Source organism: Phycicoccus sp. 3266, from assembly GCF_031456495.1.
Classification (GTDB): Bacteria; Actinomycetota; Actinomycetes; order Actinomycetales; family Dermatophilaceae; genus Pedococcus.
This window is the reverse complement of sequence record NZ_JAVDUW010000001.1, coordinates 957,009-970,953: the sequence shown is the minus strand read 5'-3', so window position 1 is coordinate 970,953 and position 13,945 is coordinate 957,009. Positions and strand designations below refer to the sequence as shown.

Annotated in this window: 17 protein-coding genes; 12 read left to right on the top strand and 5 right to left on the bottom strand. The window is 73.1% G+C overall.

Annotated elements, in window-relative coordinates; genetic code table 11:
* The first annotated feature begins 114 nt into the window (after window positions 1–114).
* Window positions 115–579, top strand: coding sequence for a lamin tail domain-containing protein (locus J2X64_RS04650; RefSeq protein WP_310150313.1), 465 nt, complete (start codon window positions 115–117; stop codon window positions 577–579).
* A gap of 30 nt (window positions 580–609) precedes the next feature.
* Here J2X64_RS04650 and msrA read toward each other — a convergent pair whose 3' ends face one another.
* Window positions 610–1,296, bottom strand: coding sequence for a peptide-methionine (S)-S-oxide reductase MsrA (gene msrA, locus J2X64_RS04645; protein WP_310150310.1), 687 nt, complete (start codon window positions 1,294–1,296; stop codon window positions 610–612).
* 178 nt (window positions 1,297–1,474) lie between these two features.
* Between msrA and J2X64_RS04640 the strand changes: the two genes are divergently transcribed.
* From J2X64_RS04640 to J2X64_RS04600, 9 genes are all read left to right on the top strand, one after another.
* Entirely contained in the window at window positions 1,475–2,470 is a 996-nt protein-coding gene (locus J2X64_RS04640) for a GNAT family N-acetyltransferase (RefSeq protein WP_310150307.1), read from the top strand.
* Complete coding sequence (locus tag J2X64_RS04635) at window positions 2,467–2,835, top strand: MOSC domain-containing protein (RefSeq protein WP_310150305.1); 369 nt, start codon at window positions 2,467–2,469, stop codon at window positions 2,833–2,835. Before J2X64_RS04640 ends, J2X64_RS04635 begins: the two co-directional genes overlap by 4 nt.
* A 244-nt stretch (window positions 2,836–3,079) precedes the next feature.
* The gene (locus J2X64_RS04630) at window positions 3,080–4,267 is read left to right on the top strand and encodes a cystathionine gamma-synthase (protein ID WP_310150301.1); all 1,188 of its coding nucleotides are present in this window, start codon (window positions 3,080–3,082) and stop codon (window positions 4,265–4,267) included.
* 71 nt (window positions 4,268–4,338) lie between these two features.
* The gene (locus J2X64_RS04625) at window positions 4,339–5,661 is read left to right on the top strand and encodes a glutamate mutase L (RefSeq protein WP_310150298.1); all 1,323 of its coding nucleotides are present in this window, start codon (window positions 4,339–4,341) and stop codon (window positions 5,659–5,661) included.
* 9 nt (window positions 5,662–5,670) lie between these two features.
* Window positions 5,671–6,111 (top strand): VOC family protein, encoded by a 441-nt coding sequence (locus tag J2X64_RS04620; RefSeq protein ID WP_310150295.1) that lies wholly within the window; start codon window positions 5,671–5,673, stop codon window positions 6,109–6,111.
* A 105-nt stretch (window positions 6,112–6,216) separates the two neighbouring features.
* Window positions 6,217–7,191, top strand: coding sequence for an ATP-binding cassette domain-containing protein (locus J2X64_RS04615; protein WP_310150291.1), 975 nt, complete (start codon window positions 6,217–6,219; stop codon window positions 7,189–7,191).
* Entirely contained in the window at window positions 7,188–8,045 is an 858-nt protein-coding gene (locus J2X64_RS04610) for an ABC transporter permease (RefSeq protein WP_310150288.1), read from the top strand. The genes J2X64_RS04615 and J2X64_RS04610 overlap by 4 nt, the downstream gene beginning before the upstream one ends.
* A gap of 52 nt (window positions 8,046–8,097) precedes the next feature.
* On the top strand, window positions 8,098–9,321 hold the full coding sequence (ilvA, locus tag J2X64_RS04605; protein ID WP_310150285.1) for a threonine ammonia-lyase: 1,224 nt from the start codon (window positions 8,098–8,100) through the stop codon (window positions 9,319–9,321).
* A complete protein-coding gene (locus tag J2X64_RS04600) occupies window positions 9,321–9,854 on the top strand; it encodes a GNAT family protein (RefSeq protein WP_310150282.1) in 534 nt (177 codons plus the stop codon). Before ilvA ends, J2X64_RS04600 begins: the two co-directional genes overlap by 1 nt.
* Window positions 9,855–9,938: 84 nt before the next feature.
* Here J2X64_RS04600 and greA read toward each other — a convergent pair whose 3' ends face one another.
* Window positions 9,939–10,433: a transcription elongation factor GreA gene (gene greA / locus J2X64_RS04595; protein WP_310150279.1), complete on the bottom strand. Its 495-nt coding sequence runs from the start codon at window positions 10,431–10,433 to the stop codon at window positions 9,939–9,941.
* Window positions 10,434–10,681: 248 nt separating this feature from the next.
* The gene (locus tag J2X64_RS04590) at window positions 10,682–11,047 is read right to left on the bottom strand and encodes a DUF4307 domain-containing protein (RefSeq protein ID WP_310150276.1); all 366 of its coding nucleotides are present in this window, start codon (window positions 11,045–11,047) and stop codon (window positions 10,682–10,684) included.
* Between the two features lie 95 nt (window positions 11,048–11,142).
* On the opposite strand from J2X64_RS04590, the gene mca reads away from it, so the two are divergent.
* Complete coding sequence (gene mca, locus J2X64_RS04585) at window positions 11,143–12,078, top strand: mycothiol conjugate amidase Mca (RefSeq protein ID WP_310150274.1); 936 nt, start codon at window positions 11,143–11,145, stop codon at window positions 12,076–12,078.
* Window positions 12,075–12,386: a hypothetical protein gene (locus J2X64_RS04580; protein ID WP_310150272.1), complete on the top strand. Its 312-nt coding sequence runs from the start codon at window positions 12,075–12,077 to the stop codon at window positions 12,384–12,386. The genes mca and J2X64_RS04580 overlap by 4 nt, the downstream gene beginning before the upstream one ends.
* A 7-nt stretch (window positions 12,387–12,393) precedes the next feature.
* Here the strand turns inward: J2X64_RS04580 and J2X64_RS04575 are convergent, their stop codons facing one another.
* Window positions 12,394–13,098: a hemolysin III family protein gene (locus tag J2X64_RS04575; RefSeq protein ID WP_310150270.1), complete on the bottom strand. Its 705-nt coding sequence runs from the start codon at window positions 13,096–13,098 to the stop codon at window positions 12,394–12,396.
* Window positions 13,099–13,128: 30 nt separating this feature from the next.
* On the bottom strand, window positions 13,129–13,944 hold the full coding sequence (locus J2X64_RS04570) for a thioesterase family protein (protein ID WP_310150266.1): 816 nt from the start codon (window positions 13,942–13,944) through the stop codon (window positions 13,129–13,131).
* Between the last annotated feature and the right edge of the window lies 1 nt (window position 13,945).

The following is a 13,945-nucleotide window of genomic DNA, read 5'->3' as shown; positions in this document are numbered from 1 at the left end:
TTCGTGGCCCCGTGGCCACGAACGTGCCCTCGGTCCTCGTCCGTTCGGCCGGAGTCCGGGCTCGAGGGGACGAATCGGCACGTGTGCCGCACCAGGCCTCAATACGGTCGGGACATGCGCCGCACCGCTGTCTCCCTCGCCCTGTCCGCCACCGTCGCCGTCGGGGTCGGCCTCGCCGTGCCGTCCACCGCGTCGGCCACGACCCCGCCGATCCGCATCGTGAAGATCCAGTACGACTCGCCGGGCTCGGACACCGGCAGCAACTCCAGCCTCAACGCCGAGTACGTCGTCCTGAAGAACACGACGAGCACCAACCGGTCGCTGACCGGCTGGACCCTGCGCGACAAGCAGGGCTACACGTACCGGTTCCCGACGTTCACGCTCAAGGCCGGGGCCTCCGTCACCATCCACACCGGCAAGGGCTCGGCCACGGCGTCGCACCGGTACTACAACCGCTCCTGGTACGTCTGGAACAACACCGGCGACACGGCATACCTGCGCGACTCCAAGGGCGTGCTCCGCGACAGCTGGGCGTTCAAGGACGCCAGCGCTGCGGCGTACTACGTCACCCGCCGCTGACGCACCGCGGGACCCGGCGTCGGACCGCCGTCAGGCGCCCGAGTCGTTGGTGCGCAGGACGCTCTCCTGCGACGGCAGCTGGTCCTGCTTGACGATGCCCACCGGGCAGGTCATGCCCTTGAACCCGTGGTTGCAGTAGCCGCCGGGGTTCTTGAAGAGGTACTGCTGGTGGTAGTCCTCGGCGTAGTAGAAGGGCCCCGCGTCCTGCGCCGACCGGACCTCGGTCGTGATGGCGCCGTACCCGTGCTCGGTGAGGACCTTCTGGAACGACTCCTTGGTGGCCTCGGCCGCGAGCCGCTGCCCCTCGGTGGTCCAGTAGATGGCCGAGCGGTATGCCGTGCCGATGTCGTTGCCCTGCCGGTTCGCCGTCGTCGGGTCGTGGTTCTCCCAGAACTCCTTGAGCAGCAGCTCGGGCGAGGTCTGCTCGGGGTCGTAGGCGACGAGCACGGTCTCGGCGTGGCCGGTGCGACCCGTGCAGGTCTCCTCGTACGTCGGGTTGGGGGTGAACCCGCCCATGTAGCCGGCAGCCGTCGCGACGACGCCGGGCTGCTGCCAGAAGATGCGCTCGGCCCCCCAGAAGCAGCCCATGGCGACGTAGAGCACCTCGGTGCCCTCGGGCCAGGGCCCCTCGACGGGGGTGTGCAGCACCAGGTGCTCCGGTGCGATCGAGAACGGCCGGGTGGGGCGGCCCTGGAGGGCCTCCTCGGCGGTGGGCATGGTCGACTTGCTGCGGCTCCCGAAGATCACGCCCTGTGCAACGCGACCGCCCCCGCGGCTGTTCCTGCCCCCGCACGGACGCCGACGTGCAGCGACGCGACGGCGGCCGTGCCTGCCTCCCCGCCCGGCAGCCACAACCCCTTTGCCGTCGCCGCGCCGGGTGCGACAGGGTGGGCGGGTGGACGGCATCGTGGCGATCGACCCCGACGGGCCGGACGAGGTGTTCCTCGCCTGGTGCGACGTGCTCCACGCGTCCGCGGTGCACGACCTCGGGGACCTGCACTCCGCCCGCACCCCTGAGGAGCGCCGGGTCCTGCTGGGCGACCCCGCCCGGCGCACCATCGCCCTCGGTGCCTGCGACGAGCGCGGTTCCCTGGTCGGTGCGGCGACCCTCGCCATGCCCCTGCACGACAACCTGCGCCTGTCGATGCTCGACCTCGCCGTCCACCCCGACCAACGGGGGCGGGGGCACGGGCGCCGGCTGCTCCAGCACGCGGAGGGCCTCGTGCGCGAGGCGGGGCGGGACCTGGTCGTCGCCGACACCCAGTGGCGCGCCGGCGCGGACGACGTCCACGGCGGGTTCGCCGGCCGGTTCGGCTACCAGGCCGCCCAGACCAACCTGCGCAGCTCGCTGGCCCTCCCGCTCGACCGCGACCGCCCCACCGGCCTGCTCGCCGACCACGACGGTGACGGGTACGTCCTGCGGACGGCGCTCGGCGGCATACCGGACGCGTGGGTCGGCGCCCGCGCGCTCCTGGCGCGGCGGATGAGCACCGACGTGCCGCTCGGCGACCTCCAGATCGAGGAGGAGGTGTGGGACGAGGAGCGGGTCCGCGCGGACTACGAGCGGATCGTGCACGCTGGGCGGACGGCCGTCGACACCTTCGCGTTCACCGCGGACGGCTCGGTCGCCGGCTACACCCAGACGACGGTCACGAGCGACCCGTCCGTCGTGTACCAGCAGGACACGCTCGTCCTGCGCGAGCACCGCGGCCACCGGCTCGGGCTGCGCATGAAGGCCGCCAACACCCTCGCCCTCATGGACCACCTGCCGGGGCCCGCGACGGTCCGGACGTGGAACGCCGAGGAGAACGCACCGATGCTCGCCGTCAACCGCGAGCTCGGGTATGCCGAGGACGCGGCCATGCGCGAGTGGCAGAAGGAGCTGCGGTGAGCCTGGTCGCAGTCGAGCCCGGGACGTCCCTCGGCGAGGTCGTCTCGATCCACGTGGCACCGGCCCGCCGCATCCCGACGCGGTCGGTGCCCGAGGTCGTCGCAGAGGCCGGGGCCGGCCTGGTCGGCGACCGGTACCACGGGTCGCGGCACCGGCACGTGACGATCCAGTCGGCCCTCGACCTCGAGGCGGCGGGCGCGGCGCTGGGGTCGGTCGTGGAGCCCGGCGCGACCCGGCGGAACCTCACGGTGTCCGGTGGCCCGGTGCCGGGGAAGCCCGGGACACGGGTGCGGGTGGGGGAGGTGCTGCTCGAGGTGGTGCGCCCCGCCGCCCCGCCGCCCCGTGCCGCCTGCTCGACGACTTGATCGCTCCCGGTGCCATGAAGGCGATGCACGCCCGGGGAGGCACGGTGTTCCGCATCCTCGAGGGCGGCCGGCTGCAGGTCGGTGACCCGGTGGTCGTCGAGGCTGCGCCGGAGGCCCCACGGGAGGACCCGGCGGGCTGAGCCGCGGGGACCGGCTGGAGGAGCCGCGGGGGGACCGGCGGGCGGCGCCGCAGGAGGACCCGGCGGTGGGCGACGGGTCCTGGGCGACGGCTAGCCTTGCCGCCATGAGCGACGACGTGCGGCAGCAGGGGTTCTCGACCAGGGCGATCCATGCCGGGCAGGAGCCCGACGCGGGGACCGGCGCGGTCATCACGCCGATCTTCCAGGTCTCGACCTACAAGCAGGACGGCATCGGCGGCTTCCGCGGCGGCTACGAGTACTCGCGCTCGGCGAACCCGACCCGCACGGCGCTCGAGGAGTGCTTCGCCGCGCTCGAGGGCGGCGTCCGCGGGTTCGCGTTCTCCTCCGGGCTGGCCGGCCAGGACACCGTGCTGCGCGCCCTGCTCGCCCCCGGTGACCACGTGGTCGTCCCCAACGACGCGTACGGCGGCACGTACCGCCTCTTCAACAAGGTCCTCACGCCCTGGGGCGTCGAGCACTCCATCGCCCCCATGGGCGACGTCGACGCGGTCCGCGCGGCCATCCGGCCCGGCACGACGAAGATCGTCTGGGTCGAGACGCCGACCAACCCGCTGCTCGGCATCGCCGACATCGAGGCGCTCGCGGCGGTGGCCCACGAGGCCGGCGCCCTGCTCGTCGTGGACAACACCTTCGCGAGCCCGTACCTCCAGCAGCCCCTGTCGCTCGGCGCCGACATCGTCACGCACTCGACCACCAAGTACTGCGGCGGCCACTCGGACGTCGTCGGCGGCGCGGTCGTCGTGGGCCACGACATCGCGGTGCCGGGGTACGCCGACGCGGCGGACCGGATCGCCTTCCACCAGAACTCGATGGGCGCGGTCGCCGGGCCGATGGACGCCTGGCTCGTGCTGCGCGGCCTCAAGACGCTCGCGGTCCGGATGGAGAAGCACAGCGACAACGCCGAGCGGGTCGTGGAGTTCCTCAGCAGCCACCCGGCCGTCAAGGCCGTGCACTACCCGGGCCTGGAGAGCCACCCCGGCCACGAGGTCGCGAAGAAGCAGATGCGCCGCTTCGGCGGGATGATCTCGTTCCAGGTCAAGGCGGGCGAGGACGTCGCGGTCAAGGTCTGCGGCGAGACCCAGCTGTGGACCCTCGGCGAGTCCCTCGGCGGCGTCGAGTCGCTCATCGAGCACCCGGCGCGCATGACGCACGCGTCCGTCGCTGGCACCGAGCTCGAGGTGCCGGCCGACCTGATCCGCCTGTCCTGCGGCATCGAGGACGTCGACGACCTCATCGCCGACCTCGGCCAGGCGCTCGACCGCCTCGGCTGAGCCGCGGGCACCGGAGCCACCGAGACACCAGCCACCACGACACCGCCACAGGCGAAGACCCTCCTGCCGCCATGCCCCTCGCGCTCGCCGTCGACTTCGGGTCGACGTTCACCAAGGCCGCCCTCGTCGACACCGGCGACGGCCGGCTCGTGGCGACGGCCTCGACGCCGACGACCATCGGCACCGACGTGCTCGACGGCTACCGCACGGTCCTCGACGAGCTCGCGGCGCACGGCACCCCCGACGAGGTCGTCGCCTGCTCCAGCGCCGGCGGCGGCCTGCGGCTGGCGGTGGTCGGGTACGAGCGCGACGTCACCGCCGAGGCCGGGCACCGGGTCGGCCTGAGCGCCGGCGCCCGGGTCGAGCACGTGGCAGCGGGACGGCTCGACGGCGCCGGGGTGACCGCGCTGCGGGCCAGCCGGCCCGACATCGTCCTGCTCGTCGGCGGCACCGACGGCGGGAACGCCGACGTCCTGCTGCACAACGCGACGCGCCTGGCCAGGGCCCGTGTCACGGCACCGGTGGTCGTCGCCGGCAACTCCGACGCCGCCGACGAGGTGGCCGCGGTCCTCGCCTCGACGGGGCGCACCTTCACCGTCACCGACAACGTCCTGCCGCGGATCGGTGTCATCGCCCCCGACGCTGCCCGGGCCGCGATCCGGGCGGCGTTCCTGCACCACGTGATCGGCGGCAAGGGCCTGTCCCGCGGCCCCGAGTTCGGCCGGCTGGTGCGCGCCGCCACTCCTGACGCCGTCCTCGGGGGAGTCGAGGTGCTGGCCGACGCCGTCGGCGGCGACGTGCTCGTCGTCGACATCGGCGGCGCCACGACCGACGTCTACTCCGTCATCACGCCGCAGGGCGAGGACGCCGGGCTCGCCAAGGACGTCGTCGCACCGCTCTGGCACGCGCGCACGGTCGAGGCCGACCTCGGCATGCGCTGGAACGCCGAGGGCGTCGTCGCTGCCGCCGCCCGCGAGCACCTCCCGGTGCCCGACGGCCTCGAGGCGTATGCCGCGCGGCTGGCCGCCGACCCCGGTCACCTCCCCTCGGACGACCACGAGCGCGGGCTCGACCTCGCCCTGGCCCGGACCGCCGCGGTGGTCGCCGTGCGCCGCCACGCCCGTCCGGCCGGCCCCGGGAGCAGCCCGCGCCCACTCGCGGACGTGACCGTCGTCGTGGGGTCCGGGGGCGTGCTCCGGCACTCGCCGGCGGCGGACCGCGACGCGGTGCTGACCGCCGTCGCGACGGACCACGCTGGCGGCTGGAAGGTCCCCCGGGACGCACGGGTGGTGACCGACACGGCATACCTGCTCGCGGCGGTGGGGCTGCTCCGCGAGCTGCACCCGGAGGCGGCACGGGCGCTCGCCTCGACCGTTGTCGGGGGTCGGGCCTAGCGTCGGCCCATGGCCGACGACACCGCTGTCCCGATCCCGCCCAAGCCCCTGCTCGACCTCGTCATCCTCGACTGCCCCGACGCGCTCGAGCTCGCGAGGTTCTACTCCGAGGTCCTGGGGTGGCCGCTCGAGGACGGGTCCGACCGCGACTGGTCGACCCTCGTGCCCCCGGGTGGCGGCCTCTCGCCGGACAACCCGGACGGACGCCCGGCACTGGCGTTCCAGCGCATCGACGACTACCGGGAGCCGACCTGGCCCGGGGGCTCGCACCCGCAGCAGTTCCACCTCGACCTGTGGGCCGGCGACATCGACGCCGCCGAGCCGGCGGTGCTGGCGGCTGGGGCGCGCGTGCACGACCACCAGCCCTCGGAGACCGGGACGTTCCGCGTCTACACCGACCCGGCCGGCCACCCGTTCTGCCTCATCGGCCGCGCGACCACGACCGGCTGAGACCACGACCGGTTGGGACCACGACCACTTGAGACCACGACCGAGCGCCGGGGGGACGGAGAAAATGGGTCGAACGAGCGTCGCGGACCGGCCTAGGCTCGAACGATGAGCGCGCCCGCGATCGAGGCCGAGCACCTCGTCAAGACCTTCGGCGACACCCGGGCCGTCGACGACGTCAGCTTCGTCGTGCCGGAGGGCACCGTGCTGGGGCTGCTCGGGCCCAACGGTGCGGGCAAGACCACGACCGTGCGGATGATGACGACGCTCACCGCCCCGACCGCCGGGACGGCGCGGGTCGCCGGGCACGACGTGCGCACCGACCCGGACGCCGTGCGCCGCTCCATGGGGCTGACCGGCCAGGCCGCCACGGTCGACGAGCTGCTCACCGGGCGCGAGAACCTGCGCCTCATCGGATCGCTCTACGGGCTGTCCTCCTCCTACGTGCGCAGCGCGAGCCGTGACCTGCTCGAGCGGTTCTCGCTCACCGACGCCGGCGACCGCGTCGTCAAGACGTACTCGGGCGGGATGCGACGACGGCTCGACCTGGCCGTCAGCCTCATCGCGACGCCGCCGGTGCTCTTCCTCGACGAGCCCACCACCGGGCTCGACCCGCGCAGCCGGGTGGAGCTGTGGGAGGTGCTGCGCGGGCTCGTCCGTGACGGGACGACCCTGCTGCTCACGACCCAGTACCTCGAGGAGGCCGACCAGCTCGCCGACCGCATCGTCGTCGTCGACCGGGGGCGGGTCATCGCCGAGGGGACGGCGCTCGAGCTCAAGGACCGCAGCGGCGCTGCGGCGATCGTGCTGACCGTCTCGCGGGCCGAGGAGCTGGACGCCGCCGAGGCGCTGCTGCGCGCGCACGTCAGCGAGGTGCACGTCGACCACGGCGCCCGCCAGCTGACCGCCCCGGCGGAGGGGCTGCGCGACATGACCCGCATCGCGGCAGTGTTCGAGGGCAGCGAGATCGAGCTCGACGACCTCGGCCTGAAGCGTCCGAGCCTCGACGACGTCTTCCTCAGCCTCACCGGGCACCGGGCCGAGGACGGCGAGGCACCGCACGACGAGGAGGTCGTCGCATGAGCACCGACACCGGGGTCCGCCGGACCGCGAGCGGACTGGCCAGGCCGCAGATCCAGCGCACAGGCCTGCTGCGCCAGTCCCTCGCCATCACCCGGCGCAACCTCATCCACATCAAGCGGATGCCCGAGATGCTCATGGACGTCACCATCCAGCCGGTGATGTTCGTGCTGCTGTTCGCCTACGTGTTCGGCGGCTCGATCGCCGTGCAGGGCTCGCCGGCCGGGTACCGCGAGTGGCTGATGGCCGGGATCATGGGCCAGACGATCGCGTTCGCCTCGTTCATCGTGGCCGTCGGGCTGACCGCCGACATCGACAAGGGCATCGTCGACCGCATGCGGTCGCTGCCGATCCACCCGTCGGCCGTCCTGGTGGGCCGCAGCATCTCCAGTCTCCTGCACTCGAGCATCGGCATCCTCGTCATGTCGCTGACCGGCCTGTTCGTCGGCTGGCGCATCCGCGGCGGGTTCGTCGACGCCGTCCTGGCCTACCTGCTGCTGCTCCTGTGGGGCTTCGCGATGATCTGGGTCGGCATCCTGGTCGGCTCGGCCATGCGCTCGGTCGAGTCCGTCAACGGCCTGATGTTCACGACGATGTTCCCGATCACGTTCCTCGCCAACACGTTCGCGCCCAGCGACCGGATGCCGCACTGGCTGCGCGTCATCGCCGAGTGGAACCCGATCTCCTCGCTCGTGCAGGCGGTCCGGCAGCTCTGGGGCAACGACCGCCCCGTGGCCGCGGACGCCCAGCTGCCGCTGCACCACCCCGTCGTGACGACGCTGATCTGGACGGTAGGGCTGACCCTGGTGATGGCGCCGCTGGCGATCCGGGCGTTCAACCGCAGGGTGCACGACTAGCGCCCCCGCCGGGTGGTCCGGAGGGCGTCCGGCGGGTACTAGCCTGCTCGCCATGGCACCACCGATGCTGTCCGTCTCCCTGGAGGACATCCGCGCTGCGCAGGACCTGCTCAGCGGGGTCGTCCGCCCCACGCCCCTCGAGTACAGCCGCGCCCTCACCGACCGGGTCGGCTGCGAGGTCTTCCTCAAGTGCGAGAACCTCCAGCGCGCCGGGTCCTTCAAGATCCGCGGCGCGTACACCCGGATGTCGCGGCTCTCCGACGAGGAGAAGGCGCGCGGCGTCGTCGCGGCCAGCGCCGGCAACCACGCCCAGGGCGTCGCCCTCGCCGGCCAGATGCTCGGCATCGACGTCAAGGTCTACATGCCGCACGGTGCCCCCATGCCCAAGCTGCTCGCGACCGAGGCCTACGGCGCGACGATCGAGCAGGTCGGCACGACCATCGACGAGTGCCTCGTCAAGGCACGGGAGTGGGAGGCCGAGACGGGGGCGGTGCTGATCCACCCGTTCGACCACCGCGACATCGTCGCGGGCCAGGGCACCGCCGGGCTCGAGATCCTCGACCAGTGCCCCGAGGTCAAGACCATCGTGGTCAGCACCGGCGGTGGCGGGCTGCTCGCCGGCATCTCGGTCGCGGTGAAGTCCGCCCGCCCGGACGTGCGGGTCATCGGCGTCCAGGCCGAGCAGGCGGCGGCCTACCCGCTCTCGCTCGCCGCCGGCAAGCCGGTGCCGTACGAGCGCATGCAGACCATGGCCGACGGCATCGCGGTGGGCATGCCCGGCGACGTGCCCTACGAGCTCGTCCGCGACCTCGTCGACGCCATCGAGACGGTGAGCGAGGAGGAGCTGTCGCGGGCGCTGCTGTTCGTGCTCGAGCGGGCCAAGCTGGTCGTCGAGCCGGCCGGGGCCGCTGCCGTCGCGCACCTGCTCGCCCGGGCCGGCCAGCCGGTCGACGGCCCGGTCGTCGCGGTGCTCTCCGGCGGCAACATCGACCCGCTGCTGCTCCTGCGGATCATCCGGCACGGCATGGCCTCGGCCGGCCGCTACCTGCAGTTCCGGGTGCGGGTGTCCGACACCCCCGGCCACCTCGCCCGGCTGCTGGCCGACTGCGCCGCCGTCGACGCCAACGTCCTCGAGGTCGAGCACATCCGCACCGGGACCACGATCCGCGTCGACGAGGTCGAGATCGGCCTGCAGCTGGAGACCCGCGGGCGCCAGCACTGCGAGGAGGTCCTGCGCACGCTGCGGGGCAAGGGCTACCAGCTGAAGTTCGGCTGATGGCCCAGCCCAGGGGACGGGTCACCCGGCTGGTCCGGGAGTCCGACGCCGAGGTGCTCGCCGAGCTGCTCGTCGCCAACCGCGACTTCCTCGCGCCGACCATGCCCGACCGTCCAGCCGGGTACGACACGGTGGACGGTCAGCGCGAGCTCGTCGCGAGCCTGCTCGCCGAGCACCGCGCGGGCACCCGGCTGCCGCTGGTCGTCCTCGACGAGGACGACGCGGTCGTCGGCCGGATCACGCTCAACGAGATCGTCCGCGGACCCTCCCAGTCGGCCAACGTCGGCTACTGGCTCGCCGAGCGGGCCGGCGCGCGCGGGCTGGCGACCGCCGCGCTCCGCGAGGTCGTGGACCTCGCCTTCGGCGAGCTCGGGCTGCACCGGCTCCAGGCGGGCACCCTGCTCGACAACGTGCGCTCGCAGCGCGTCCTGCTCAGGGCGGGCTTCACGGTGATCGGCGACGCACCGTCATACCTGCACATCGCGGGGCGCTGGGCGGACCACCGCCTCTTCCAGCTCGTCTCCGACCGCTGACCGGACCGGCCGCAACCGCCGGGCACGACGAAGGGGCCGCCCGGTCGCGGGCGGCCCCTTCGTTCGTGCGGGTGCTGGGGGAGGTCAGGCGCCGTAGGGCTTGGCGGCCTTGACGGTGACCTCGATGGTCTTGCCGTTGGGCGCCTCGTAGGACGCGGAGTCACCGACCTTCTTGCCGTTGATGGCCGCGCCGAGCGGGGACTTCTCGCTGTAGACCTCGAGGTCGGAGCCGTCCGCGATCTCGCGCGAGCCCAGGAGGAAGGTCATGTCGTCGCCGAACATGTCGACGGTCACGACCATGCCGGGCTCGACGATCCCGTCGTCCGCGGGCTTGGTGCCCACGACGGCGTTCTCGAGCAGCTGGGTCAGCTGGCGGATGCGGGCCTCCATCTTGCCCTGCTCCTCCTTGGCCGCGTGGTAGCCGCCGTTCTCCTTGAGGTCGCCCTCCTCGCGCGCCGCCTCGATGCGCTTGGCGATCTCGGTGCGGCCTTCCCCGGAGAGCTGGTCCAGCTCGGCCTTCAGGCGGTCGAAGGCGTCCTGGGTCAGGTAGCTCGCGGTGGGGGTCGCGGTCTCGCTCACGGTTGTACTCCTTGGCTGGGGTCCCGCCCGGCGCGGTGTCGGCCGGTGTGCGGGGTGCTACGCAATGCGGCCCGGACCCTCGCCACGCAGGTGGCAGGAGGTCCAGACCGCTCGGTGAATGGACGAGTCTAACGCGGCGCCGTCCGAACGGTCCATTTCGTGCCGTCCCGGGCGCCCGTGCCCGAGGGTATGCCGGGAGGCCCGCTCGCGTCCGGGATTTCCGCCCGTCGGGACCGCGAACCCGCTGGTCAGGAGGGGTCGCAGCTCTTGACCGTGCCGGTGACGGCGCGCGCGGCGGTCCGCACGACGACCACCTGGTGCACCGACCGCTCCGCGGACGCCGGGACGCGGACCTCGATCGTGCCGACGACGCCGAAGGACTGGTCCAGCGCGTTGACCTGGCACGTGACCGCCTCGCCCGAGGGGCGGTGGACGTCGAACTCGACTCGGACGCTGCGGTCGTCGACGACCTTGTACCCGGTGTCGACCCACGTCACCCGGCCCACCGAGTTGGCCAGCCCGAGCCAGACGGCGAGGGCCGTGGCGAGGCCGATGCCGACGATGCCGACGACCCACCAGCGGCCGGTGCCGGGCGCGGGGCGGGGGAGTGGCATGACGGAGCCTTCCGGTGCGGTGAGAGGATGAGAGCAGGTGGTGTCCGCTTGATCGCGGACACCCATTGTCCGTGATGACCCAGGAGAGGGTGACAGTGGCTGACCGGTGGCGGCTCATGGCGGTGCACGCGCACCCCGACGACGAGTCGAGCAAGGGCGCGGCGACGATGGCCAAGTACGCGGCGACGAGCGCCGACGTGCTCGTCGTGTCGTGCACGGGTGGCGAGCGCGGGGACGTGCTCAACCCCAAGCTGAAGGGGGACCCGCAGATCGAGCGCGACCTCCCGCAGGTGCGGCGGGTGGAGATGCGCAAGGCGCAGGAGATCCTCGGGGTGCAGCACACGTGGCTGGGCTTCGTGGACTCCGGCCTGCCGGAGGGCGACCCGCTGCCGCCGCTGCCCGAGGGCTGCTTCGCCCTCGAGCCGCTGGACGTGACGACCGAGGCCCTCGTCCGCGAGATCCGGCGGTTCCGCCCGCACGTCATGACGACGTACGACGAGAACGGCGGCTACCCCCACCCCGACCACATCATGACCCACACGGTCTCGATGGCGGCGTTCGCCGCGGCCGGCGACCCCGAGGCGTACCCGCACGCGGGCGAGCCGTGGCAGCCGCTGAAGATCTACTACAACGCGCACAACCGGGCCAAGTACGTCGCCTTCCACGAGGCCTTCCTCGCGGAGGGCCGGGAGAGCCCGTATGCCGAGTGGCTCGAGCGGTGGACCGAGGAGGACGCCCGGACCATCACCACCCGCATCCACTGCGCCGACTGGTTCGACCAGCGGGACCAGGCGCTGCTCGCGCACGCCACGCAGATCGACCCCGACGGTCACTTCTTCCAGGTGCCGCGCGACCTGCAGGTGCGGATCTGGCCGACCGAGGACTTCGAGGCGGCGGTGTCGTACGTGCCGGTGGAGCCGGTGGAGGACGACCTGTTCGCCGGGATCGACGACGTCGCCACGGGCGACGCCCTGGCCACGAGGTCCGGGCTCGAGGTCGCCTACGACGGCCGCGTGGCGGTGTCGGCGTGAACGGCGCGCCGTCCTCGCTGGTCTCGCCGGGCCTGTGGGGCTTCGTCGCCTTCTTCGTGCTGGCGATCGCCCTCTACCTGCTCATGCGCAACATGAACGCGCGGATGCGCCGGATGTCCTACCGGGCCGAGGAGCTGCGCAAGGAGGCCGAGTCGGGGACGGACCGCAAGGCCGCCCAGGGCTCCCCCGAGGCGGACGGCCCGGCGGCCGGCACAGCCGAGGACGGCGCAACCGGGGACGGCGCGACCGGGGACGGCACGGACACCACGACCGGTGAGGGCCCGGACGAGCACCACCGCACCGCCTGACGACGCGTCAGGCGTTGGTGCGGTACAGCGACATCGACGCCGCGATGTAGTGCACGGCGAAGGCGGCCACGGTCAGGGTGTGAAAGATCTCGTGGAACCCGAACCAGCGCGGTGAGGGGTTCGGCCGCTTGATGCCGTAGACGAGCGCCCCCACGGTGTAGAGCACGCCGCCGACCGCGATGAGCGTGACGATGGCCGGGCCGCCGAAGTGCAGCAGCGGGCCCATGTAGAACACGGCCACCCAGCCCAGGGCGACGTAGATCGGCGTGTAGAGCCAGCGCGGGGCGCCGACCCAGAACACCCGGAACAGCACGCCGGCGATGGCGCCGATCCAGACGATGAGCAGCATCTGGGTCGCCTGCGCCCGGGGGAGCAGCATCGCGAACGGCGTGTAGGTGCCGGCGATGATGAGGAAGATGTTCGAGTGGTCCATCCGCTTGAGCACGGCGGCCACGCGGGGCGACCAGTTGCCGCGGTGGTACACCGCGGAGGTGCCGAACAGCAGCCACGCGGTGACCGAGAAGACGGTGGCCGCGATGCGTGCGGGCGTGGTGGGGGCCAGGGCGATGAGGACGATGCCCGCGGCGACTGCCAGGGGCACCATGCCGGCGTGCAGCCAGCCGCGCAGACGCGGCTTGACCGCCGCCACGACGGCCTCGATCGGCCCCTGGTCGGGGGACTCCGGGCTGTGGTGGGTGGGCGTCGGGGTCATGCGGGCAAGCATAACCTACGGATACGTAGGTTACCGGCCGGTAATCTGTGAGGTCGGCCGCACGAGGAGCGACTGCGTGCTCCGCCCGACGAACCCGTGCTCGTCGAAGAGCTCCGCGGCGGCCAGCCCCACGGCGGTCCCGGCCAGCGTGGTCTCGGCCCGCAGCCCCACCCACTCGCCGTCTGGTTCGCGCACGAGGTGGGCCGTGAGCTCGGTGTTCATGAACTGCCACCGGGCGACGTCGAGGGCCGCGCTGGCGCCCGACGCCGAGTCGACGCACGCGAGCAGTCGCTCCACCGGCGTCCACGGCTCGCCCGGCACCAGCGCGGGGCGCGGGCGCATCCACACGGTGGCCGGACCGGGCTGCTCCAGCGCGCCGTCGACCCAGGACCACTCGATGGCGTCGAGGTAGCCGGGGCTCCAGCCGGGCGGCGTCGCCCGGGTCGTCCCCGAGCCCGGACCGGGCGGCACGGCCGGCGGCGGTGTGGCGGGTCCGCCCTCGACCCTGGGCCCGAACCAGCAGGCGGCCCGTGCGACGACACGGTCGGTGTCGAGGTCGGTCAGCCGGCACTCGACCAGCTCGACGCTGCGCCCCGGGCGGGCGACGGTCGCCTGCACCCGCAGCCGCCCCACCGGCACGGGGCCGAGCAGGTCGGCGGTGAACCGCATGACGACCCGTCCCGGGTCGGCCACCCGGGCGGCCTCCCGCGACATGAGCGCCATCGGCGGACCGCCGTGCTGGGCCGTCGCGGACCACGGCCCGGCGGTCTGCGACGTGGCGGTGACCACCGTTGCGTCGGGGGTGACCTCCTCGAGCACGTAGAACGACTCCTGCGCGCCGGACATG